Consider the following 23,924-nt stretch of genomic DNA (forward strand, 5'->3'; position numbering starts at 1 on the left):
TTTCTCAGCCCCCTTTAGATGAATACGCTCAGTGCGAGGACCCCGGCGAGACCGGTGACGGAGATGATGCATTCCATCACCGTCCACGTCTTCAGGTTCTGTACCACCGTGACGCCGAGGTATTCCTTCACCAGCCAGAATCCCGCGTCGTTGACGTGCGACAGGAACAGCGAGCCGGAGCCGATCGCCAGCACCATCAGCGACACGTGCGTCGAGGTCAGTTCGGCGGCGACGGGCGCGAGGATGCCGGACGCGGTGACCGTCGCGACGGTGGCCGATCCGGTGGCGACGCGGATGAGCACGGCCACGAGCCAGGCGAGGAACAGAACGGGCAGGGCGCTGTCCTTGATCGCGTCGGCGATCACATCGGCGATGCCGGTGTCGATCAGGACCTGCTTGAATCCGCCGCCGGCGCCGACGATGAGGAGGATTCCGGCGATCGGGGGCAGCGAACGCTCCAGCGAGACGGCGATGGCCTTGCGGTCCATGCCGCCACCGCGGCCGAGAAGCGCCATCCCGGCGAGCACCGCGAGCCCGAGGGCCACGACCGGTGTACCGAGGAAGTCGAGCAGCGCCTTCGCGGGCGACTCCGAGTCGGCGGCGATGACGTCGGCGATCGCCTTGCCCAGCATCAGGACGACAGGCAGCAGGATCGCGGACAGGGTGGCCGCGAAGCTGGGCCGGCGACGCTCGGCGGCAGCCTCGGCGCCTTCCCGGTCTTCGACGGTCACGTAGAGCTCGGGGACGGGGACGTCCACCCAGCGTGCCGCCAGCTTGCTGAACAGCGGTCCGGCGATGACGACGGTGGGGATCGCGACGAGGACGCCGAGCGCGAGGGTGAGTCCGAGGTTGGCGTTCAGGGCCGCCACCGCGACCAGGGGCCCGGGGTGCGGCGGAACGAGACCGTGCATGGCCGACAGACCTGCCAGCGTGGGAATCGCGATCCGCATCAGCGACAGTCCCGAACGCCGCGCGACCAGGATGATGACGGGCATCAGCAGCACGAGGCCGATCTCGAAGAACATCGGCAGGCCGATCACTGCGCCGACCAGCGCCATCATCCACGGCAGCGTCCGCGGACCTGCCCGTCCGACGAGGGTGTCGACGACGCGGTCGGCGCCACCGGAATCGGCGAGCAGCTTGCCGAACATGGCACCGAATCCGATGAGGATTCCGACGCTGCCCATCGTGGCCCCGAAGCCCTCGACGAACGACTTCACCGAGTCTTGCCCGCCCAGACCTGCGGCGATACCGACGCCGACGGCGCCGATCGACAGCGCGAGGAACGGGTGGAGTTTGAGCCAGGTGATCAGCGCGATGATGACGGCGACGCCGACGACGGCAGCCGTGATCAGCCGCGCGTCGTGGCCGGCACTGTCGGCCGCTGCGAGTAGTGACGCGGTACTCATTCTGTTGCTCCAGGGAGATCGGTGATGGAATGACCCTTGTTCGTGACTCAAATCACTCTGCCTCATAAACCATATGATTTCAAGGCTGTACTCGATTAAGTACTACTTAGAGTCAGTATCGCGCGCCAACGTGTGTTCAATGGGGGCAACCGTGGGAACATCGGCGGATGACCAACGCAGACGGCGGCGAGTACCGGCAGTTGCACGAAACGGTGCTCGATCGGCTGGGGAGCGACATCGTGGCCGGTGTCGTCGCACCCGGCACCCGGATCTCCGCCGACGACGTGGTCACCCAGTACTCCGTCTCCCGCACCGTCGTCCGCGAAGTGGTCCGCGTCCTCGAATCCCTCGGACTGCTGGCCGTCCGACGGCGCGTCGGGATCACCGTCCTGGGCGAGGAGCACTGGAATTCACTGGATCCGAGCGTGATTCGGTGGAAACTGGCCGGCCCGCAGCGGTTCGAACAGCTGTCGAGCCTGAGCGAGCTGCGATCGGGTATCGAACCGCTCGCCGCGCGTCTCGCGGCGACACGGGCGACGCCGGAACAGTGCGGGGCGCTGACCGCCGCCGTCATCGGAATGTCGTCGACGTCCCGCGCCGCGGACACGGACGCCTACCTGGCCCACGACTCCGACTTTCACCGCACACTGCTGACTGCGTCGGGGAATCCGCTGTTGCGTGCGATGTCGCAGATCGTCGTGGAAGTGCTCGAGGGCCGCACCCGGCACTCACTGATGCCGCACGTCGCCGAGACGGAAGCAATCCGCCTGCACGGCGTCGTGGCGTCGTCTATTCAGATGGGCGACGCCGACGCGGCGGAGACGGCCATGCGCGCCATCGTCAGCGAATCCGCGACGGCGGTCGAGCAGATGAAGGACGAAGAAGACACCCGCGAGTGAGGTACTCGCGGGTGTCTCCTGCGCTGCGCGGTAGGTCTTACGCGACCGAATCCGAATGCATGGCTTCGAGTTCCACGCCCTTCGTCTCCTTGACCCAGCGCAACACGAAGACGAGGGACAGCACCGCGCACACCGCGTAGAAGCCGTACGAAATTCCCAGCGAGAAGTCCTTCATGGACGGGAACGTCACGGTGATCAGCCAGTTCGCTGCCCACTGGGCGCCCGCGGCGAGCGACAGGGCGGCGGCCCGGATGCGGTTGGGGAACGCCTCGCCGAGCAGGACCCACACCACGGGGCCCCACGACATTCCGAAGGCCACCACGAAGAGGTTGGCGGCGACGAGGGCGATCGGACCCTGCAGTCCGGTCAGCTGCGGCGTCGTGACGCCGTCCACCACGGTGGTGGACGCGGTGCCGAAGATGAACGCCATGGTCGCGAGTGTCACAGCCATACCGGCGGAGCCGATGATCAGCAGCGGTCGCCGGCCCACCCGGTCGATGTAGGCGATGGCGATGAGGGTGGTGGCGATGTTGACCACCGACGTGATGACCGTGATCTGCAGTGAGCTGCCCTCGTCGAAGCCGACGGCCTGCCACAGGACGCTGGAGTAGTAGAAGATCACGTTGATACCGACGAACTGCTGAAAGACGGAGAGTCCGATACCGATCCACACGATCGGCATAAGGCCGAACGCGGAGCCCTTCAGATCACGGATCGACGGTTGCGTCTCCCGGGCCAGCGTCGAGCGAATGCTCTCGATCTTGAGGTCCAGACCCTTCTCGCCGAGCAGGACCGCGAGGATGCCGCGGGCCTCACCGAGGCGGCCCTGGGCGATCAGGTAGCGGGGAGATTCGGGAATCGTCAGCGACAGCAGTCCGTAGGCCAGTGCGGGTACGCACATCGCGAGGAACATCCAGCGCCAGGCCTCGAGCCCGAACCAGAGTTCTTCCTGCGACCCGCCGGCGATGGCCGCGAGAGCGTAGTCGACCAGGAGCGAGACGAAGATGCCCGTGACGATCGCGAGTTGCTGCAGCGACCCGAGACGTCCACGCACCCGGGCGGGCGAGATCTCGGCGATGTAGGCGGGTGCGATGACCGAGGCCAGACCCACACCGATGCCGCCGACGATTCGGAACGTCACCAGCATCTCGACGTTGGCCGCGAATCCGGTGCCGATGGCGCTCAGCAGGAACATCACCGCAGCGGCCCGCATGGTGACGAGGCGTCCGTACCGGTCGGCGATCCGCCCGGCCAGCATCGCTCCCGCCGCGGCGCCCAGCAGTGCCGAGGCGATCGCGAATCCGAGGAGAGCGGAATCGACCTGGAACTTGCCCTCGATCGCCGACACCGCGCCGTTGATGACTGCGCTGTCGTAGCCGAACAGCAACCCGCCGAGTGCGGCGACCACCGCGATACGGACGGGAACCGAAGTGCCCTCTGCTGTGTCGCCGGGCGATTCCGCGCCGGGCAACAGGACGTTTTCAGTCATGGGACTCCTCGTGAGCAAGGGGGTGATCGGGTCTCGGATCGAGCCGAGGCCTGCGTGAGAGCGAATTCGTTGTGGTGCGGAACACAGTAGGCAACGAAACGGGGAACCGTCAAGATGTGAACACAAACAGACGAATGTCACGGCATAAATGTTCACGAATGAACTCGCTTGCCGTGACGAGCGCAGAGTTCACCCCACAAACTGGTGGGAGACTTCAGCGGCGAACGGTCAGGCCGGAAGCGCGGATCGCAGACCCAGCGCGACGGCGCCGAGCACCTGCGCCCGGGGGCCGAGTTCGGCGACGCGGATGTCCAGGGAGCGAACTGCGCTGGGCACCGCGTAGCGGCCGACGACCTCGCGCATCGGCCCGAGCAGCAGTTCACCGGCCAGCGCGAGTTCGCCGCCGATGACGAGCCGTTCGGGATTGACGAGGTTGCACAGACTCGCCGCCGCGACCCCGACGTGCCGCCCCGTGTCGGCGAGCACCCGGATGCAGGCGGCGTCTCCGCCCTCGGCCATCGCGACGATGTCGGCGATGGTGAGATCGGGGCCGCGACTCGGTGCGAGCAGCCCGATCACGACGTGCGAGGCGACGAGGGTCTCGAGGCAGCCGCGGTTGCCGCAGCGGCAGACCTGACCGAACTCGTCGAGTGTCAGGTGGCCGATTTCGCCTGCGGTGCCGCCTCTTCCGCGGTACAGCCGGCCGTCGAGGACGAGCCCGGCTCCCACACCGTCGGACAGTTTGATGTAGGCGAGATCGGTTGTCCCCCGGCCCGCTCCCCACATGTGTTCGGCGAGCACGCCGAGGTTCGCGTCGTTGTCGACGTGCACCGCGGTGCCGAGATACTCCGACGCGATGGCCGCCGCGTCGACACCGACCCACCCCGGGAGGATCGACGGGCCGCCGACCTCGCCGGTGTCGGTCTCGAGCGGCGCGGGCAGACCCATGCCGACCGCGAGGACGGACGAACGGTCGCAGCCGAGTCGATCGAGGGCCGCGTCGAGAAGAGCGCCCGCCAGCACCACGCCGTCCTCGGCGCGGTGCCCCGCACCGAGTTCGACGCGCTCCTCGGCAAGCACCTGGTGTGCCATGTCGGCGACGGCCACGGTGAGGTGCCGGTGCCCGAAGTCGATCCCGACCGCGAGCCCCATCTTGCGGGTCAGTCTCACCGCGCGGCCCCGCTGGCCGGGGTGGTCGCCGCCCGGCACGGCAACCATCCCGGCCGCGGTCAATTCCTTGACCATGTTGGACACGGTGGCGGGAGCCAACCCGGTGCGACGCGCGATCTCCGCCTGGGTGAGCTCACCCGACGTCTGGAGTGCGCGGACCACACGGTGCTGGTTGGCGGACTTCAGCGAGGACTGAGAACCCGGCCTCTGAGAGTCACCGTTGTCACTGTCGCGCACGAATTCACCGTACCGCGCCGCTTCTCCTGCTATCGGGCGAGTGCCGCCGCCTCACGCGCGAGGCCGCTGATCCGGTCCCAGTCCTTCTGCCTCACGGCATCGGCGGGCGTGAGCCAGGATCCGCCGACGCAACCGACGTTGGGCAGCGACAGGTAGTCGCCGACGTTCGACGTCGAGATGCCGCCGGTGGGGCAGAATCGTGCCGCCGGAACGGGTGAGTGGATCGAGCCGAGGAACTTCGCGCCACCCGACGCCTCGGCGGGGAAGAACTTGAGTTCGCGGTAGCCGTGCTCGAGCAGGAAGAGGACCTCGGAGACGGTGGCCGCGCCCGGGAGGTGCGGCAGTCCGGTGTCCGTCATGGCCTTCAGCAGAGTTTCGGTGCTACCCGGCGAGACCAGGAACTGTGCTCCCGCGTCGGAGGCCTGCGCAGCCTGCACCGGTTCCACGATGGTGCCCGCGCCGACGCAGATCTCCGGCACCTCGCTCGCGATCGCCTTGATGGCGTCGAGGGCACACGGCGTGCGCAGGGTCAGTTCGATCATCGGGATGCCGCCGGCCACCAGCGCGCGAGCCACCGGCACCGCGTCGCCGAGGTCGTCCACGACGACGACGGGGATGACCGGGACGAGGCCGAGGAGGGAGGGGCTGTTCGTCACTGAAATTTCTCCTTAGACGGGTTGGGGGTGGAAAACGCTGGCGCCCTGGGTCGCCGGTCCGACAGCGGCGCGCAGACCCGCGAAGAGTTCGCGCCCCGTGCCGACCCATTCGTCGGCACCCAGTGCACGACCGGTCGCCGGGCGGGCGGCCAGTTCCTCGTCGTCGAGGTGCACGTTCACGGATCCGGTGACGGCGTCGACGGTGAGGACGTCGCCGTCCCGCACACGCGCGAGCGGTCCGTCGGCGGCCGCCTCGGGGGTGAGGTGGATGGCCGCGGGGACCTTTCCGGAGGCGCCGGACATCCGGCCGTCGGTGACCAGCGCGACCTTCCGGCCCTGGTCCTGCAGAACGCCGAGCACCGGGGTGAGCTTGTGCAATTCGGGCATGCCGTTGGCGCGTGGGCCCTGGTACCGGAGTACGGCCACGAAATCGCCGGTCAACGTGCCCGCCTCGAACGCGGCGAGGAAGTCGAGCTGATCGTCGAAGACCTTGGCCGGAGCGGTCACCACGCGGTGATCCGGGTGGACGGCGGACGTCTTCATCACGCACGAACCCAGGTTTCCGGTGAGCATCTTGAGCCCGCCGTTGACGTCGAACGGATCTTCCGGTCCGCGCAACACGTTGGTGTCGAGGCTGATTCGTGTGCCCGGCTGCCATTCGACGCCTTCGCCCGACAGCTTCGGTTCCTCGGTGTAGCGGCGGAGCCCGGGGCCGACGACGGTCTTCACGTCCTCGTGCAGCAGTCCCGCGTCCAGCATCGAGGACACGACGTAGCCGAGTCCGCCGGCCGCGTGGAAGTGGTTCACGTCGGCCGAGCCGTTGGGGTAGATCCGGGCGAGCAGCGGCACCACCGCGGACAACTCGGACAGGTCGTCCCACGTGAGCGTGATTCCGGCGGCGCGGGCGATCGCCACGAGGTGCATCGTGTGGTTGGTCGAACCGCCGGTGGCGAGCAGCGCCACGCAACCGTTGACCACGGCCTTCTCGTCGACGACCTCGCCGACCGGCGTGTATTCCTCGCCGAGTGCGGTGAGACCGGTGACGCGCCTTCCTGCCTCCGACGTCAGTGCGTCACGCAGCGGGGTACCGGGGTTCACGAAGCTCGATCCGGGCAGGTGCAGGCCCATGACCTCCATGAGGAGCTGATTGGAGTTGGCCGTGCCGAAGAACGTGCACGTGCCTGCGCCGTGGTAACTCGCCGCCTCCGCGTCGAGCAGCTCCTCGCGTTCGGCCTTGCCCTCCGCGTACAACTGCCGCACACGCGACTTCTCGTTGTTGGGCAGACCGGACGTCATCGGCCCGGCCGGGACGAAGATCGTCGGTAGGTGACCGAAACCCAGTGCGCCGATGAGCATCCCCGGCACGATCTTGTCGCACACACCGAGCATGAGGGCGCCGTCGAACATGTCGTGGGACAGTCCGATCGCCGTCGCCATCGCGATGACGTCGCGGCTGAACAGCGACAGCTGCATGCCGTCGCGGCCCTGGGTGATGCCGTCGCACATCGCGGGGACACCGCCGGCGAACTGGGCGATGCCACCGGCCTCCATGACCGCGGCCTTCAGCTGCCGCGGGAAGTGTTCGAACGGCTGGTGCGCCGACAGCATGTCGTTGTACGACGAGACGATCGCGATGTTGGGCTTGACGAAGCTGCGCAGCGCCTTCTTGTCGGCCGGGCCGGATGCGGCGAAGCCGTGCGCGAGGTTTGCGCAGGCCAGCTTGCCGCGCGCCGGGCCGCGGTCGCCCGCCGCCCGGATGCGGTTCAGGTAGACAGTGCGCTCGGGTTTGCTGCGTTCGATGATGCGTTCGGTGACGGCGGCGAGGACGGGGTGCACGTCGGCCGTCGGTGTGGGTGCGTCGGTCATGCGGTGACTCCTTCGTGCCAGGCGCGGCCGTCGCGCTCGATCAGGGTGGTCGCGTCGGTGGGTCCGTTGGTGCCCGCCGGGTAGCGGCGCGGGGCGCGCTCGGACTTCTCCCAGCCGACGAGGATCTGCTCGACCCACTCCCAGGCGGCCTCGACCTCGTCGCGGCGCATGAACAGGGTCGGGTTACCCCGGACCACGTCCATCAGCAGCCGCTCGTAGGCGTCGGGCGACGGACGCTTGAACGTTTCGATGTAGTTGAGGTCCAACGACACGGGCTTGAGCCGGATACCGCCGGGGCCGGGTTCCTTCGCCGTCATGTGCAACCGCATGCCCTCGTGAGGCTGCAACTGGATCACCAGGCGGTTGGGTTCGCTGTGGCCCTCGCTGCCGGGGAACATGGGGTGCGGAACGGGCTTGAACTGCACCACGATCTCCGAGCAGCGTCGGTCCATGCGCTTGCCGGTGCGCAGGTAGAACGGCACGCCGGCCCAACGCCAGTTCTGGATCTCGGCCTTGACGGCGATGAACGTCTCGGTGGTGCTCTCCGGGTTCTCGACGTCCTCCTGGTATCCGGGGACGGCGATCCCGTCGGCCAGGCCGGGGCCGTACTGGCCTGCGACGGTGCAGCGTTCGACGTCCTGCGGGCTCATCGGCTTGAGGGCCTGGAGGACCTTGAGCTTCTCGTCTCGCACGGTCTCGCGGTCGACGTAGGTGGGCGGTTCCATCGCGACGAGGCAGAGCATCTGCAGGAGGTGGTTCTGCAGCATGTCGCGCAGGGCACCCGCCGACTCGTAGTAGCCGCCGCGACTGCCGACTCCGAGCGACTCGGCGACGTTGATCTGCACGTGGTCGATCGACGAGGAGTTCCACAGCGGTTCGAGGAACGTGTTGGCGAATCGCGTGACCAGAAGGTTCTGGACGCTCTCCTTGCCGAGATAGTGGTCGATGCGGAAGATCTGCGATTCCTCGAACACGGCGCCGACTGCGTCGTTGACGGCGCGGGCCGAGGCGAGGTCGTGTCCGATCGGCTTCTCCAGCACGACGCGGGACTGTGCGTCGGCGAGACCGTTCAGGGCGAGGTTGTCACAGATCGGCCCGAACAGTCCGGGAGCGCAAGCCAGATAGAAGACCCGGATCGCCCCTTCCCGCGCGGCGAGGCACTCGCTGAGGCCCGCCCAGTTCTCGGGGTCCCCGGCGTCGACGGAGACGTATTCGAGGCGATTGAGAAATCGCTCACAGGTGTCCGAATCCAGCTGATCGCCGGAGACGAACCGCGCGAGTTCTCCTCGCACCTTGTCGCGGTAGCCGTCGGTGTCGAGACCGGCTCGCGAGGCACCGATCACGCGGGTTTCTGCGGGCAGCTGGCCGTCCCTGTCGCGCAGGTAGAGCGCAGGAAGCAGCTTACGAACCGCCAGGTCGCCGGTCCCGCCGAACACGACGAAATCGCACGGTTCCACGGTGGTCGCTGGTGACATGTCATCTCCCTCTGAAAGCCGGATGTGTGGGCCGTCACAGACGACAGTAGGCGACCTTTGGCTTTCGATCAATACAGACTTACGTATTTCTGAGAACAAAGATCACGGCCTTACGTTGTCAGACGCGTGTCCGGTTGGTTGAATGGCCAGCATGCGGACGCCTCGCTCGACGACCTCCCCGGCGACGGGTGGCGACGTCTTCGCCCTCATTCGCGCAGGGCAAGCAACGACGCGCACCGAGATCGGCACCCTCACCGGCCTCTCCCGCACCGCGGTCGCGGCGCGGGTCTCCTCGCTGCAGGCGTCGGGGCTCGTCGTCGAACGCGAGGAGGGCGTCTCGACCGGGGGTCGCCCGCCGGTGAAGCTCTCGTTTCACGTACAGGCCGGTGTCGTGCTGTCGGCGGCCATCGGCCGGAGCCGCACCCAGCTGGCCATCTGCGACCTCGCGGGCGACGTCATCGTCGCCGAGGACGTGGAGCAGGAGATCGGCACCAGCCCGGCCGAGCTGATGCCCGTCATCGCGCAACGCCTAATCGCGCTGCGCGAGAGTCTGGGCGAGACCGCGGGACGGACGGTCGGGATCGGGATCAGCCTCCCCGGCACCGTCGACACCGAACGCGGGTGCAGCCTGAACTCCCCCATGATGTCGGGCTGGGACGGCGTCCCCCTCCAGCCGTTCCTCGCCGACGTCACCGACGCACCCGTCTTCGTCGACAACGACGCCAACGTCATGGTCCTGGCGGAACGGCGCGGAGAACGCCGCGACTTCGCCGACATGCTGCTCATCAAGGCGTCGACCGGCCTGGGCGCGGGACTCGTGTCCGGCGGCGTTCTCCAGCGGGGCGCCCTCGGCGCGGCGGGCGAGATCGGGCACACGAAAACCGCAGCGGCACAAGGAGTGGTGTGCCGCTGCGGTGATGTGGGGTGTATCGAGGCCGTGGCCGGCGGGTGGGCGCTGGTCCGCAATCTGCAGGAGCAGGGACGCGAAGTCACCCACATCCGCGACGTCATCACCCTCGCCCTGGCCGGGGACGCCGAGGCCCGGCGGATGATCCGTGAGAGCGGACGGCAGATCGGCGAAGTGCTGTCGGGCGCGATCAACCTCCTCAACCCGGAGGTCGTGATCGTCGGCGGCGACATGGCGCAGGCCTACGACACGTTCGTCGCGGGGCTACGCGAAACCCTCTACGGCAACGCGATCGCCGTTGCCACCCAACAGCTTCAGATCCTCCCCTGGACGCACGGGGAACTGTCGGGAGTGGTCGGAAGCGCAACCATGGCGCTCGACCACGTCCTCAGCGTGCGCGCCGTCGATCGGCTACTCGCAGGCTCTCCGCGCCCGTGAGCGGTTGACGAGTCCAGAGACTCGCTGACCACACACGGGCCCGGAGGGCCTACTTGACGTCGGAACCGTGCCGGGTGAGCGGCATGATCTCGATCGTCATGTACGGGAACAGTGGAAGGTTCCACAGGATCTCGTGCAGTTCGTCGGCCGACTCGACGTCGAAGATGCTGATGTTGCTGTACTGGCCGACGATCCGCCAGATCTCGGGCCACTTGCCGGAGCGTTGGAGCTCCTGCGAGTACGCCTTCTCCTTGGCGATGGTCTCGTCCCGGACCTTCGGGTCGAGGTCACGGGGAATGGCGACGTCCATGCGGACGTGAAAGAGTGCCATCGGGTGGTGTGCTCCTTAGTTCCTGGTCCAGGTCTTGACTGCGTCCATGTTCAGCTCGATTCCGAGGCCGGGTCCTTCGGGCAGGAACACCTGGCCTTCGGCGTAGCGGATCGGTTCCTGCAGCAACTCCTCGCTGAACAGCAGCGGTCCGAACAGTTCGGTGCCGAAGTCGATGCCGGGTTCCGCACACGCGAAGTGGATGGACGCCGCGGTTCCGATCGGGCCTTCGATGGACGTGGCTCCGTGGCAGGCGATTCCGGCTGCCTTGGCGATCGCGACCACCTCGCGGCTCTTCTTCAGTCCGCCGCATTTGGTGGTCTTGAGGGCGATGACGTCCGCGGCGCCGCGGCGTGCGACCTCGAGGGCGTCGTGCGGAGTCTGCACGCTCTCGTCCGCCATCACCGGGACGGGGACGAGGCGGTTGAGCTCGGCGAGGACCTCGAGCTGCTCACCTGGCGTGGGCTGCTCGATCAGTTCGACGCCGCCTTCGACGAGGCGGGGCACGTACTTCAGCGCGGTGAGCCTGTCCCAGCGGGCGTTGACGTCGATGCGGACGCCGGCCTTGCCCTGCAGAGCCTGCGCGATCTGGACCACCCGCGCAGTGTCGACGGCGGGATCGAGCGCACCCATCTTCAGCTTGAAACTGAAGTGCCGCTTCGACTCGACGAGACCGAGGGCCTCCTCGATGATCTCCTCGGCGGGTGCGGCGCCGAGGGCCCATGTGACGTCGACGCCCTTGCGGAAGGCGCCGCCGAGCAGCGTGTGCACGGGCACACCCAGGCTGCGGGCCCAGGCGTCGTGCAACGCGACGTCGACGGCGGCCTTCGCGAAACGTGCATTGGCGACGACTCGTTCGATGTCCGACATGATGCCGGTGATCTCGTCGACGCCCCGCCCCAGCAGCACCGGGACGATGTACTTCTCGACGATCGCCTGCATCGTCTCCACCGATTCGCCGCCCCACCACGGGCCGCCGGGGACGACGCCCTCGCCGTAGCCGGTCACGCCGCCCGCGGTCGTGACGGCGACGAGCAGCAGCGGCTGCGCCGTCATCGACGTGGTGGCGAACTTGTGGGGACGCACCAACGGCACATCGAGGATCGTCGTTTCAATGGAAACGATCGACAGGTCGGTCATCGGATCACTTTCTCTACGGGTGGAACGGGTCACGCGGGGTCGAGCACGAAGTTGTAGGTGACGTGGTTCTTGCCGTCGTCACCGGTCTTCGGGTCGAGGATCAGTTCCGGCTTGGTCGCCGACGCGACGTCGCTGTCGATCCACTCGCCGCCCTTGAAGTACAGCTGCGTGGTCACCGATTCCTTGCCCGGTGCCGACACGATGAGGTGCAGGTGCGCGGGACGCCACGGGTGACCGTTCTGCGCCTCGATGAACTGACCGGTCGGGCCGTCGGTCGGGATCTGGTAGGGCGCCGGCTGGATCGTGGTGATCTCGTAGCGGCCCTCTTCGTCGGCGATGATGGTGCCGCGCAGGTTCCATTCGGGCAGGTGCGGGGCGAACTGCGAGTAGTAGCCGTCGTTGTCGGCGTGCCACAGTTCGACCTTGGCGCCCGCGAGGCCGTTGCCGTCCAGATCGGTGACCTGGCCGGAGAAGACGAGCGGGGTGATCTTCTCGTCCTCGGGACGCATGGGCAGGGTGCACTTCGACGGCAGTTCGGGGGAGTTCTCGATGTAGTACGGGCCCTCGATGCTGCCCTTGGTGCCCTTGCGGCTGCGGGCGAGAACCTCTTCGACGGAGTGCTCGATGAACACGTCGAGGAACAGCGGCCACTCGCCACCCTCGCCGACGTCGATCAGCCACTGCTTGAACACGCGGTACTCGGGGTAGGTGACGCCGTGCTTCAGGATCACGTCGTTGAGTGCGCCGAGCGCATCCTTGGCGATGGCCGCGAGCCGCTCCGGCGAGGTGTCGGCCGTGACGCGCTCGGCCTTGAACTTGTCGGTGGCGGCGGAGCCGGATCCGGCGGCGGTGGGGCTCTCGGTGGTGGTCATTTGTTTCTCCTTGGGCTGGGAGGGGATCGGATTGGGCTGATATCGAGTTTTGGGCGACGCGGTGGGTGTTCACGCGCCGGAGGCCTTGCACGTGTACGCTATGCGTACTAATATCACGCTGTGCGTACACCACTACTGTGCGCGCAGTCACATTGAAATGTCAACCCCGAGTCCGAATTTGCACACGAAGCGCTGGTGGAGGCCGCAATGACCGAGAGCGATCGCGATTACATCCAGAGCATCGAGCGCGGCTTCGCAGTGCTTCTCGCGTTCGACGCGCAGCGTCCGAACCCGACGCTCGCCGAACTCGCCACCGAAGCGGGACTGTCGCGCCCCGCGGTTCGCCGGATCCTGCTCACCCTGCAGAAGCTGGGGTACGTCGCCGGCTCGGGAGGCCGGTGGTCGCTCACTCCTCGCGTGCTCAGCATCGGACAGCACTACTCGGAGTCGCACGCACTGATCGAGGCCGCGATGCCCCGCCTGCTCGAGGTGGCCGAGAAGACCCAGGAGTCCGCGTCGCTCGGCGTGCTCGACGGCGCCGACGTGGTCTACGCGGCGCGCGTTCCCGTCCGCCGGATCATGAGCATCAACGTCTCCGTCGGCACCCGCGTCCCCGCCTACGCCACGTCCATGGGCCGTGCGCTCCTGGCCTGGGCCCCCGCGGATGTCGTCGAGCGGGTGGTCGCCGAGTCCACGTTCCAGAAACTCGGACCCGAGACCATCGGCACGGCAGCCGAACTCGAGCGGGAACTCGCCAAGGTCCGCGAGCAGGGGTTCGCCCTGACGTCCGAGGAGTTGGAGAAGGGTTTGATTTCGCTGGCCGCCCCCGTCCACGACGCGGGCGGCACAGTGGTCGGCGTGGTCGCGTGCTCCACGTCGTCCGCACGGAACACTCCGGCGCAGTTCCGGGAACAGGCCGTTCCCTGCGTCCTCGCCGCCGCGGCCGCCCTGAGCGCGGACATGGGTTTCGCCGGCTGACGGCGTCACGTCGGTCAGATCGGGTCGAGCACGAAGTCGCAGGAGACCTGTCCGCCGGCACCGAGGTCGACGGGCGACTCGACGGCGGACGCGACCACTTCTCGCGACGCGCCCGGGGTCGGCACCAGGCGTGTCTCGAGCGGCCGGAAGCCGCGCGCGTGTACGACGACGTTGACGTGTCCGATATCGGCTTCGCCTCGGGCGCTAGAGAATTCACATGGCGCGGGCTGCACGGTCGAGATGTCGAAGCGGCCCCCGGCGCACGTGACGACGATGCCGCGCAGGTTGTTGCGCAGAATTTCGACGGAGTACCCGGAGTAGCAACCGTCGGCGTCCGCGTGCCAGATCTCGAGCTCCGCCCCCGACAGCGGTTCGCCGTCGCGTGAGCGCACGATTCCCGCGATGCGGAGCGGAGTTCCCGGTTCGCCGGGAAGTGCCGCGAGGTTCGCCTTCCACGGCAGCACTCGCTGCGCGGGGAGGTAGAACTCCCGGTCGACGTGGTCGAGGCCTGCCTGGTCCACGTGAGGTGCGGTCGTCGTCGATGTCGAGGTCATCACCTGATCCGATCCTCTCGTACGCTGTGCGTACATTTAGAACGCTGTGCGGTCGATGTCGAGTGTGCGCGTGGTCACACGCATTCGTCAACCTCGGTCCGTTCACATCGCGGACGGGTCGCCCCGGTGCATCTGTGGGATAATTTCCCCGCCACCGGCGGACAACGACGTTTCGCCGTCCCCGGTTCGCGCCCTCGTGCCGGCCACGTCGAATTCCCGAGGATCACATCGATGACCACGCCTCCCCGCAGCATCACCCTCCGCTTCCTGGCCGCACCCACCGAGGTGGCGACGCTCGGAGGGGCCGTCCAAGGGGGCCGGATCCTCGAATGGATCGACAAGGCCGCCTACGCCTGCGCGGTCGGTTGGAGCGGGAGCTATTGCGTCACCGCCTACGTGGGAAACATCAAGTTCACCCGGTCCATCGAGTCGGGACACCTCGTCGAGGTCGAAGCCCGGCTCGTCCACACCGGGCGCTCCAGCATGCACATCCAGTGCACCGTGTCGTCGGCCGACCCGCGCACCGGACAGTTCACCGAGGCCAGCAACTGCCTGATCATCTTCGTCGCCGTCGACGATTCCGGTAAGCCGACGAGTGTGCCGCCGTGGCAGCCCGTCACCGCCACCGACCGCGCCGAGTCCGAGGAGGCGGTCATGCGAATCGGCCTGCGGGCCGACATCGAAGAGGCGATGAGCAAGCAGAACTACACCGACGCGGGCACCGCACCGGAATCGCTCACCCGTTTCCTCGCCGCGCCCACCGACGTCAACTGGGGCGGCAAGACGCACGGTGGAACCGTGATGCGCTGGATCGACGAGGCCGCCTACCTGTGCGGCACGTCGTGGAACGGCACGCCGTGCGTGTCCGTCTACGCCGGCGGGGTGCGCTTCTACCGCCCGATCCAGATCGGTCACGTCGTCGAGGTCGACGCCCGCCTGCTGCACACCGGTGCGCAGACCATGCACATCTCGGTGCACGTGCGGTCCGGCGACCCGCGCACCCGCGAAATGAACCTCACCACGCATTGCCTCACCGTCGTCGCCGCCGTCGACGAGGACGGCGCCGCGACGGCAGTGCAGCAGTGGGTGCCCCAGTCCGACGAGGACCGCAAGCTGGAGGCGCACGCCCGCGAACTCATCGCCCTCCGCGACCGGGCGCGAATCGGCGCCCTGGCGTAATCCGCCCGAGTAGCGTCACGGGAAACGGTCTACCCGCGGAAGGAGCGGGGGATGCCCGGGAACCGTCCACTCGACCCGCAGTTGTCCCGGCGGCGTGTGCTGCAGTGGGGAGCGGGAGCCGCACTCCTCGGGCTCACCGGGGCCTGCGCCCGCAGCGACGACACCGAGGCTGCGATCGGACCCGACTCCCCGGAGGTGCGCGCGTACGCCGAGTCCGAGGAACGCCGGTTTCCCGGCGGCAGACCGATCGCCTATGAACTCTCCGCGACGCAGTCCGACGTCGACATCGCAGGTACCCGCACCGCCGCATGGTTATACAACACGCAACTGCCGGGCCCGATCCTGCGGGCCGACGTCGGGGACAGGGTCCAGGTGCGGTTTCGCAATCAGCTCCCGGATCCCACCACCGTGCACTGGCACGGGCTGGCCATCCGCAACGACATGGACGGGGTCCCGGACGTTACCCAGGCTCCGATACCGGCGGGCACAGAGTTCGTGTACGACTTCATCCCGCCCGACCCGGGCACGTACTGGTACCACACGCACGGCGACCTCCAGCGCGGCCGGGGGCTGTACGGGGCCCTGATCGTCGACGATCCCGCGGCACCCGCGAACTACGACGCCGAATTCGTGGTCGTGCTCTCCGACTGGTTGACCGACCGCACGCCGTCGCAGGTCTTCGACGAACTCCGCGGCGGGCGGATGACGTCCATGGCCGAGATGACGTCGCCCGTGCTCAGCGGCGACTCCGGCGACGTCCGGTACCCGGTGTACCTCCTGAACGGGAAACCACCCGGCGATCCGGCCGTCTTCACGGCACGGCCGGGGCAACGCGCCCGTATCCGGCTGATCAACGCGGGTGACGACACCGCGTTCCGGGTCGCGCTGGGTGGCCACCGGTTGACCGTCACGGATACGGACGGTTTCCCCGTCGAACCGGTCGACACCGACTCGGTGCTGATCGGCATGGGCGAGCGGTACGACGCCGTCGTCACCCTGCAGGACGGGGCGTTCCCGCTGGTTGCGGTCGCCGAGGGGAAGGGCGCGCAGGGATTCGCGGTGGTGCGCACCGGCGGTGGCGCGGCCCCCGACCCTGCCGTGGTGCCCCGCGAACTGGGCCCTCCCCCGCTCACCGTGGCCGACCTGCGGGCCACCGACGCCGTCCGGCTCCCCGTCGTCGACCCGGGTGTCACCCTGGAGGCGTCGCTCGGCGGCGACATGAAGCAGTACGTGTGGACGGTGAACGGCCGGGCTTATCCCGACCACACGCCGCTGACCGTCCACCGGGACCAGCGAGTGCGGCTGGTCTACACGAACCCCACGATGATGTTCCACCCCATGCACCTGCACGGGCACACGTTCGCCGTGGCCCGGCCGGACGGCTCCGGACCGCGGAAGGACACCGTGATCGTGCTTCCCGGGCAGACCGTCGCCGCCGACATCGACACGACCAACCCTGGTCAGTGGATCACGCACTGCCACAACGACTATCACCTTGCCGCCGGGATGGCGACGATCTTCTCCTACGTGAGCTGACGCCGCACCGTCAGCCCCGGAGCGCTTCCGAGGGCGCCACGCCGTACTTCCGGCGGTACGCCGCCGCGAACCGGCCCGTGTGGGTGAAACCCCAGCGCATCGCGACCTCGGCGACCGTCGACGAACCGTCCGCGCGCAGCAGGTCGTCGTGGACGCGTTCGAGCCGCACGTTCAGCAGGTAGTCGCGGGGGCTCACCCCGACGTACTCCTGGAATCCCTCCTGCAGGCGGCGGACCCCGACACCCGCGATCCCGGCCATCTCGGCCGCCGTCCACGCCCGCGCGGGGTCGGCGTGGATCTCGTCGATGACGCGCTTGACGATGCGCGGCCGGGTACCGGCACCGGCCGTCTCGTCGTCCGGGATCGCCGCCAGGACCAGTGCCGTGGTGACCGCCCCTGACAGTTGCTCGGCGACGAGCGGGTTCGTGTAGATGCCGCCCGACCGCAGCATCTGGTCGAGCAGTGACCGCACCAGGGCCAGCCAGCTGGCACCGTTCTCGCTGGTCAGGTCCAGCTGCGGGGGAAGTCGCAGCCCTGGCCGCGCCAGGATCCGCGCCATCTCGCGGTGCAGGTAGTCGCGGTCGACGCGCACGCCGATGATCGAGCAGTCCTTGCTCCAGTCGGTGATGAGCGTCGTCGTGTCGGGTGGGCATATCGTTCCCTCCCCGGGCACGGACGACACCTCGTGCTTGCCGGTCACCGATTCCAGATGTCCCGACAGCGGCACGTTGATCGCATACGCGCCAGGGTGGTCGGTTTGGATCGACACGTCGGCGCCCCAACCGATATGGGTGATCTTCACGGGCCCGAGTTCCACCGCCTCCGCGACGGTGTTGCCCGCGTTCGACCTGTTCAGCGGGGTCAGCCGGTGCGGGAAGTACACGTCCGACACCACGTGCGACGCTTCGTCCCAATCTTCGGGGCGAATCAGCTTGGACGCGGGCAGCATGGCACCAGTGTGACTACGGACACCTTCGATTGCAATTTTCGGCGTGATCCAAGTCACCGCGCAAAGCGGATCACCTCCGCGCTCAGCGGATCGACGCACCGTTCCCACGGTCGTACTTTCGTCCGTATCTCATCAGCGCCCCGGACAGGAAGGGAGGCTCCGACCATGGAGCAACGCGAACTCCGGAACATTTTCGGGCAGTTTGCCAGCGGAGTCACGGTCATCACGTGCGCCAACTCCGAGGGCCTGCCGCACGGAGCGACGGTCACCGCCTTCACCGCCGTCTCGATCGAGCCGAGACTGTGCCAGATCACCCTGACCCGAAAGTCCAAGGCCTGCAACTACTTGAGCAAGGCGCCGTTCGCTGTCAACATTCTCGCCGCCGACCAGGTGGACACCGCGATGCATTTCGCCGGGCGACCGCAGAACCCCGAACCCGTGTGGGCCGACGGACCGACCGCCCCCATCATCTGCGGTGCCGCCGCCACGTTGTCGTGCCGGCCGTGGGCCGAGTACGACGGCGGCGACCACATCATCTTCATCGGTGAGATCGTCGCGGCCGAATCCAGCGGCAAGGACCCGCTGCTTTTCTACCGGAGCACCTTCCACGACCTCGGCTCACCGTCCGCGTCGGCCGCGTGGAACGGATCGATGGACGATCCGAACAACGGCTGGTTCGACTCCACCACCTCCTTCACCCCATTCCATCTTCAGCCCGCCAACTGACCGCCCGATCCGAAAGGACATTCCATGACCACCACCGAAAATGCTCCCGAGACCGCGCTCGACCCGACGAAGGTCAACCCGGCCGCAGACTGCGAAGCCAACCGCACCGCCAACTTCGCGTCGCGCCCGATGACCGGCGACGAGTACATCGAGTCGTTGCGCGACGACCGCGAAATCTGGTTGCACGGCGAGCGTGTCGAGGACGTCACCACGCATCCGGCGTTCCGCAACCCCATCCGGATGACCGCACGCCTCTACGACTCGATGCACACCGGCGAACACGTCGACAAGGTCACCACCCCCACCGACACCGGCAACGGCGGCGTCACGATGCCGTTCTTCAAGGCACCGAAGTCCTCGGACGACCTGCTGAAGGAACGCGACGCCATCGCCACCTGGGCGCGCATGACGTACGGCTGGATGGGCCGGTCCCCCGATTACAAGGCCTCCTTCCTCGGCACCCTGCATGCCAACAAGGAGCTGTACTCCCCGTTCCAGGACAACGCAGAACGCTGGTACAAGGAATCGCAGGAAAAGGTTCTCTACTGGAACCACGCGATCATCAACCCGCCCGTCGACCGCCAGCTCCCGCCCGACGAGGTCGGCGACGTGTTCATGAAGGTGGAGAAGGAGACCGATGCCGGCCTCATCGTCAGTGGCGCCAAGGTCGTGGCCACCGGCTCGGCCATCACCAACTACAACTTCATCGCCCACTACGGCCTGCCGATCAAGAAGAAGGAATTCGCCCTCATCTGCACCGTCCCGATGGACGCACCGGGCGTGAAGCTGATCTGCCGGTCCTCGTTCACCCAGAACGCGGCCGTGATGGGCACCCCGTTCGACTACCCGCTGTCGAGCCGCATGGACGAGAACGACACCATCTTCATCTTCGACAAGGTGCTCGTACCGTGGGAGAACGTCTTCATGTACGGCGACGTCGACAAGATCAACGGCTTCTTCCCGCAGTCCGGATTCCTGCCCCGCTTCACGTTCCAGGGCTGCACCCGTCTCGCCGTGAAGCTCGACTTCATCGCCGGCATGCTGATGAAGGCCCTCGACGCCACCGGCGCGGGCGGTTTCCGCGGCGTGCAGACCCGCGTCGGTGAGGTCATCGGCTGGCGAAACCTGTTCTGGTCACTCACCGAATCGATGGCACGCAACCCCGAGCCGTGGATCGGCGACACCGTCATCCCCAAGCTCGAATACGGCCTCACGTACCGCATGTTCATGATTCAGGGCTACCCGCGGATCAAGGAGATCATCGAACAGGACGTCGCGTCCGGTCTGATCTACCTGCCCTCGAGCGCCCGCGACTTCAAGAGCCCCGACGTCCGCCCGTACCTCGACAAGTACGTCCGCGGCTCCGACGGCATGACCGCCGTCGAACGTGTCAAGATCATGAAGGCACTGTGGGATTCGATCGGCAGTGAGTTCGGCGGCCGGCACGAACTCTACGAGCGCAACTACTCCGGCAACCACGAAAACGTCAAGGCGGAACTGCTGTTCGCCGCCGAGAACCGTGGCGACGTCGCCTCCATGAAGGGCTTCGCCGAGCAGTGCTTGTCCGAATACGACCTCGACGGCTGGACGGTCCCCGACCTCATCGGCAACGACGACGTCTCGTACTTCGGCAACAAGTAACCGCACAGCCGCGCAATCCCCGTCAGAAGCGAATCAGCTCTGACGGGGATTTGCCGTATCGCCGGCGGTACGCGGCAGAGAACCGGCCCGCATGGGTGAACCCCCACCGGGCAGCGACTTCGGAGACCGTGACACCGGGTTCCAGTGCCCTCAGGTCGGCGTCGGCGCGACTCAGGCGGATGTCGAGGAGGCATTCCGACGGACTGCGCCCGACGTACTCGCGAAACCCTTCCTGCAACCGGCGGACGCTTGTACCCGCCAGCTCGGCCATGTCGGCTGCCGTCCAGGCGCGGGCCGGGTCGTCGTTGAGTCCGTCGAGCACTCGTTTGACGATTCGCGGTCGGGGTGCGCCCCCGCGCACCTCCTCGTCGGGCGTGACGGCAAGGACGAACGCCGAGGTGATCGCGCCGGCGAGCTGTGGGCCGACCACCGGGTTGGCCAGGAGGTCGGCCGGCTCCCGCAGTTGCGCGGTCAATGAGCGCACCAGACGAAACCAGCTGTGCCCCGGGGCCTCGGTGAGATCGATCTGCGACGGTAGGTGCAGCCCGGGCCGCAGGTCGGAGCCGAGGATCCGGTCAGCCTCCTGCTCGAGGTAGGCGCTGTCGAATTTGACGCCGAGCACCGAGCAGTCGCCGCTCCACCGGGTGATCAGGGTCGGCTCGTCCGCCCGGAAGACCGTGGCCTGACCGGGCCGAGACAGCACCGTGTCGCCCTGCGAACAGGACTCCAGCGAACCGGACAGCGGAATGTTGATCTCGTACGCATCCGGATAGTCGCACTCGATCGACACGTCGGCACCCCAGCCCAGCCTCCCGAGAGTGACGGGGCCGAGGTCAACGGTCCGCATCGACAGCTTCATCGCTCCGTTCGGCGACAAGTCGGTCAACGTGTGGGGAAAGTACGCACCGGCCACCGCCCTCGACGCCGCATCCCAGTCCTGGGTTTCGGTGATCGTCGATGCCATCGTCATGCACCTGCCTCACTGAAGAATCGTTCCGACCTCATTGAAACCGTGTCGTCACGCCTAGTCGAGGATAACTGAGACCGCAATCACAAGTAGTCGCGCAGATGGTCCAGAGACCGCGCAGAGTGGCTAGACCACCCTCCTGCGACGGCCTACCTTCTTCCTCACCCCGCTCACACAACGAAAGTTGTTTCCGAGCAGTTGCTTTGAATGAGGAGATTCAGATGACCGCCACCCTGTCTTGGCTCGACGAGATCACGATGACGGAACTCGAGCGCAACCCGTACCCCGTCTACGAGCGGCTGCGCGCCGAGGCGCCGCTGGCCTACGTGCCGGTCCTCGGCTCGTTCGTCGCGACCACCGCCGACCTGTGCCGCACCATCGCCAACAGCCCCGACTTCGAGGGGATCATCACCAAAGCCGGCGGCCGCACGTTCGGTCACCCTGCGGTGATCGGCGTCAACGGCGAGATCCACCGCGATCTCCGCTCGATGGTCGACCCCGCACTGCAACCGTCGGAGGTGGACCGCTGGGTCGACGGACTCGTCCGCCCCATCGCGCGGCGCTACGTGGAGCAGTTCGAGAACGACGGCAAGGCCGATCTGGTCTCGCAGTACTGCGAACCCGTCAGCGTGCGCGCGCTCGGTGACCTCCTGGGGCTGAACGAGGTCAGCTCGGACACGTTGCGCGACTGGTTCCACCGGCTGTCGAACTCCTTCACCAATGCCGGAGTGGATGCGGACGGCGAGTTCACGAACCCGGAGGGATTCGTGCAGGGCGACGAGGCCAAGGCAGAGATCCGGGCCGTCGTCGATCCGCTCATCGACAAGTGGACCGTCCACCCCGACGACAGCGCCATCTCGCACTGGCTGCACGACGGCATGCCCGAAGGACAGGTCCGCGACCGCGAGTACATCTACCCCACGCTCTTCGTCTACCTGCTGGGCGCGATGCAGGAACCCGGGCACGGAATGGCATCGACACTCGTGGGCCTGTTCACCCGCCCCGAGCAGCTCGAGGCCGTCATCGACGAGCCTGCCCTGATTCCGCGGGCGATATCCGAGGGAATGCGCTGGACCTCCCCGATCTGGTCGGCCACGGCCCGCATCAGCACCAAGGACGTCACGCTCGGGGACGTGTTCCTTCCCGAAGGATCCGTGGTCCTGTTGTCCTACGGTTCGGCCAACCACGACACCGCCGTCTACGACGCCCCCTCCGACTACGACATGACGCGCCCTCCGCTCCCCCACCTGGCGTTCGGTTCCGGCAACCACGCGTGCGCGGGTATCTACTTCGCGAACCACGTCTGCCGCATCGGCCTGGAGGAGTTGTTCGAGGCGATCCCGAACCTCGAACGTGACTCCGGCGCGGACGTGGAGTTCTGGGGCTGGGGTTTCCGCGGCCCGACCGCCCTCCGGGCCACGTGGGAGGTGTAGCCGTGACCTTCACCGTTTCGGTCGCCGCGGACAGGGTGGAATGCCGCCCCGACCAGCCGATACTCGACGCTTTCCTCCGGGGCAGCGTGTGGATGCCGAACTCGTGCAACCAGGGCACGTGCGGAACGTGCAAGCTGCGGGTCGTGTCGGGATCGGTCGATCATGGGCGTTCGCCCGAGGACACGCTCACCCAGGCCGACCGCGAGCAGGGTTTCGCCCTGGCCTGCCAGGCCACACCGTGCAGTGACACCGTGGTGGAACGCCTGGACACGGCGCCGGCGGGCACCGTCCACGCCCTGCGGGACCTCATCGGCACCGTGAGTGCGATCGAGGACGTCGCCCGTGACACGCGGCGGGTTCTCGTCACGCTCGACAGCCCGCTCGAATTCTCCGCAGGGCAGTACGTCGAACTGCGAGTACCCGGCACCGACCACGGCCGCCAGTACTCGATGGCGAACACGCCGGGCGAGTCGAAACAGCTCGAGTTCCACATCCGCAGGCAACCGGGTGGAGTCGCGACGGACGGTTGGGTCTTCGGCACGCTGTCCGTCGGCGAGCGAGTCGAGATGACGGGGCCGCTCGGCGACTTCCGTCTCGATCCGGAGGACGAGGGTCCGATGATCCTGCTCGGCGGCGGAACCGGGCTCGCCCCGCTGAAATCGATGGTCCGCCAGGCACTCACGGTCACACCGGAACGCGCGATCCACCTCTATCACGGCGTGCGGGAAGCAGCCGACCTGTACGACGTCGACCTGTTTCGGGAGTGGGAACGCGCGCACCCGGGGTTCCGATACGTTCCGTGTCTGAGCGATTCGACGTGGTCCGGCCGGACGGGCTTCGTCACCGACACGTTCGTGGAGGACTTCGACACCTGTCGCGGCTACTCCGGGTACCTGTGCGGGCCTCCGGCGATGGTCGACGCCGGAGTCAAGGCGTTCAAGCGCCGGCGCATGGCTCCTCGACGCATCTTCCGGGAGAAGTTCACGCCCGCCGCGTGACGACCGCACCCCGATGCGTACGCCGAGGCCCTCCGAGCCTCGGCGTACGCATGCCGGACACGTCCTAGTCAGTACTC

The 23,924-nt window shown here is 67.4% G+C and carries 21 protein-coding genes; 9 read left to right on the forward strand and 12 right to left on the reverse strand.

What is annotated here, in order from left to right; genetic code table 11:
- Positions 1–14 precede the first annotated feature (14 nt).
- Positions 15–1,409: a GntP family permease gene (locus tag PSR88_RS11935; protein ID WP_016882628.1), complete on the reverse strand. Its 1,395-nt coding sequence runs from the start codon at positions 1,407–1,409 to the stop codon at positions 15–17.
- 167 nt (positions 1,410–1,576) lie between these two features.
- Between PSR88_RS11935 and PSR88_RS11940 the strand changes: the two genes are divergently transcribed.
- Positions 1,577–2,308, forward strand: a complete 732-nt coding sequence (locus tag PSR88_RS11940) for a FadR/GntR family transcriptional regulator (RefSeq protein WP_009475027.1) — start codon at positions 1,577–1,579, stop codon at positions 2,306–2,308.
- A 37-nt stretch (positions 2,309–2,345) separates the two neighbouring features.
- Here PSR88_RS11940 and PSR88_RS11945 read toward each other — a convergent pair whose 3' ends face one another.
- The 5 genes from PSR88_RS11945 to zwf form a co-directional block, all read right to left on the reverse strand.
- A complete protein-coding gene (locus tag PSR88_RS11945; RefSeq protein WP_009475028.1) occupies positions 2,346–3,797 on the reverse strand; it encodes a sugar porter family MFS transporter in 1,452 nt (483 codons plus the stop codon).
- 228 nt (positions 3,798–4,025) lie between these two features.
- Positions 4,026–5,204 carry an ROK family transcriptional regulator gene (locus tag PSR88_RS11950; RefSeq protein WP_009475029.1) on the reverse strand — a complete coding sequence of 393 codons (1,179 nt, stop codon included), beginning with the start codon at positions 5,202–5,204 and terminating at the stop codon, positions 4,026–4,028.
- A gap of 29 nt (positions 5,205–5,233) precedes the next feature.
- Positions 5,234–5,860 carry a bifunctional 4-hydroxy-2-oxoglutarate aldolase/2-dehydro-3-deoxy-phosphogluconate aldolase gene (gene eda, locus PSR88_RS11955; protein ID WP_016882627.1) on the reverse strand — a complete coding sequence of 209 codons (627 nt, stop codon included), beginning with the start codon at positions 5,858–5,860 and terminating at the stop codon, positions 5,234–5,236.
- A gap of 12 nt (positions 5,861–5,872) precedes the next feature.
- Positions 5,873–7,726, reverse strand: coding sequence for a phosphogluconate dehydratase (edd, locus tag PSR88_RS11960; RefSeq protein ID WP_011595118.1), 1,854 nt, complete (start codon positions 7,724–7,726; stop codon positions 5,873–5,875).
- Complete coding sequence (gene zwf, locus PSR88_RS11965; protein WP_016882626.1) at positions 7,723–9,201, reverse strand: glucose-6-phosphate dehydrogenase; 1,479 nt, start codon at positions 9,199–9,201, stop codon at positions 7,723–7,725. Before zwf ends, edd begins: the two co-directional genes overlap by 4 nt.
- Before the next feature lie 151 nt (positions 9,202–9,352).
- Between zwf and PSR88_RS11970 the strand changes: the two genes are divergently transcribed.
- On the forward strand, positions 9,353–10,546 hold the full coding sequence (locus tag PSR88_RS11970; protein ID WP_029539222.1) for an ROK family transcriptional regulator: 1,194 nt from the start codon (positions 9,353–9,355) through the stop codon (positions 10,544–10,546).
- Between the two features lie 49 nt (positions 10,547–10,595).
- Here the strand turns inward: PSR88_RS11970 and catC are convergent, their stop codons facing one another.
- The 3 genes from catC to catA are packed head-to-tail and all read right to left on the reverse strand — an operon-like array spanning position 10,596 to position 12,886.
- Positions 10,596–10,877 carry a muconolactone Delta-isomerase gene (gene catC, locus PSR88_RS11975; RefSeq protein ID WP_009475034.1) on the reverse strand — a complete coding sequence of 94 codons (282 nt, stop codon included), beginning with the start codon at positions 10,875–10,877 and terminating at the stop codon, positions 10,596–10,598.
- Positions 10,878–10,892: 15 nt separating this feature from the next.
- Positions 10,893–12,014 carry a muconate/chloromuconate family cycloisomerase gene (locus tag PSR88_RS11980; RefSeq protein ID WP_009475035.1) on the reverse strand — a complete coding sequence of 374 codons (1,122 nt, stop codon included), beginning with the start codon at positions 12,012–12,014 and terminating at the stop codon, positions 10,893–10,895.
- A gap of 29 nt (positions 12,015–12,043) precedes the next feature.
- Complete coding sequence (catA, locus tag PSR88_RS11985; RefSeq protein WP_009475036.1) at positions 12,044–12,886, reverse strand: catechol 1,2-dioxygenase; 843 nt, start codon at positions 12,884–12,886, stop codon at positions 12,044–12,046.
- 207 nt (positions 12,887–13,093) lie between these two features.
- On the opposite strand from catA, the gene PSR88_RS11990 reads away from it, so the two are divergent.
- Entirely contained in the window at positions 13,094–13,864 is a 771-nt protein-coding gene (locus PSR88_RS11990) for an IclR family transcriptional regulator C-terminal domain-containing protein (RefSeq protein WP_009475037.1), read from the forward strand.
- A 14-nt stretch (positions 13,865–13,878) separates the two neighbouring features.
- Here PSR88_RS11990 and PSR88_RS11995 read toward each other — a convergent pair whose 3' ends face one another.
- Positions 13,879–14,418, reverse strand: a complete 540-nt coding sequence (locus tag PSR88_RS11995; RefSeq protein ID WP_011595121.1) for an intradiol ring-cleavage dioxygenase — start codon at positions 14,416–14,418, stop codon at positions 13,879–13,881.
- A 231-nt stretch (positions 14,419–14,649) separates the two neighbouring features.
- Here PSR88_RS11995 and PSR88_RS12000 point away from each other — a divergent pair, with 231 nt between their 5' ends.
- Positions 14,650–15,597, forward strand: a complete 948-nt coding sequence (locus tag PSR88_RS12000) for an acyl-CoA thioesterase (RefSeq protein WP_005573872.1) — start codon at positions 14,650–14,652, stop codon at positions 15,595–15,597.
- Positions 15,598–15,648: 51 nt separating this feature from the next.
- A complete protein-coding gene (locus PSR88_RS12005) occupies positions 15,649–17,133 on the forward strand; it encodes a multicopper oxidase family protein (RefSeq protein WP_016882624.1) in 1,485 nt (494 codons plus the stop codon).
- A gap of 10 nt (positions 17,134–17,143) precedes the next feature.
- Here the strand turns inward: PSR88_RS12005 and PSR88_RS12010 are convergent, their stop codons facing one another.
- Positions 17,144–18,082, reverse strand: a complete 939-nt coding sequence (locus PSR88_RS12010; protein WP_011595123.1) for an AraC family transcriptional regulator — start codon at positions 18,080–18,082, stop codon at positions 17,144–17,146.
- Positions 18,083–18,247: 165 nt separating this feature from the next.
- Between PSR88_RS12010 and PSR88_RS12015 the strand changes: the two genes are divergently transcribed.
- Positions 18,248–18,808, forward strand: coding sequence for a flavin reductase family protein (locus tag PSR88_RS12015; protein ID WP_009475042.1), 561 nt, complete (start codon positions 18,248–18,250; stop codon positions 18,806–18,808).
- 24 nt (positions 18,809–18,832) lie between these two features.
- Positions 18,833–20,449, forward strand: coding sequence for a 4-hydroxyphenylacetate 3-hydroxylase family protein (locus tag PSR88_RS12020; protein WP_009475043.1), 1,617 nt, complete (start codon positions 18,833–18,835; stop codon positions 20,447–20,449).
- Positions 20,450–20,471: 22 nt separating this feature from the next.
- Here the strand turns inward: PSR88_RS12020 and PSR88_RS12025 are convergent, their stop codons facing one another.
- Entirely contained in the window at positions 20,472–21,419 is a 948-nt protein-coding gene (locus PSR88_RS12025) for an AraC family transcriptional regulator (protein WP_005562308.1), read from the reverse strand.
- 218 nt (positions 21,420–21,637) lie between these two features.
- On the opposite strand from PSR88_RS12025, the gene PSR88_RS12030 reads away from it, so the two are divergent.
- Both PSR88_RS12030 and PSR88_RS12035 read left to right on the forward strand, forming a co-directional pair.
- On the forward strand, positions 21,638–22,849 hold the full coding sequence (locus tag PSR88_RS12030) for a cytochrome P450 (protein ID WP_016882623.1): 1,212 nt from the start codon (positions 21,638–21,640) through the stop codon (positions 22,847–22,849).
- A 2-nt stretch (positions 22,850–22,851) separates the two neighbouring features.
- Entirely contained in the window at positions 22,852–23,847 is a 996-nt protein-coding gene (locus tag PSR88_RS12035; RefSeq protein ID WP_016882622.1) for a 2Fe-2S iron-sulfur cluster-binding protein, read from the forward strand.
- Positions 23,848–23,924 lie beyond the last annotated feature (77 nt).

Source organism: Rhodococcus sp. DK176 (assembly GCF_038447315.2).
In the GTDB taxonomy this organism is placed as follows: Bacteria; Actinomycetota; Actinomycetes; order Mycobacteriales; family Mycobacteriaceae; genus Rhodococcus_F; species Rhodococcus_F jostii_A.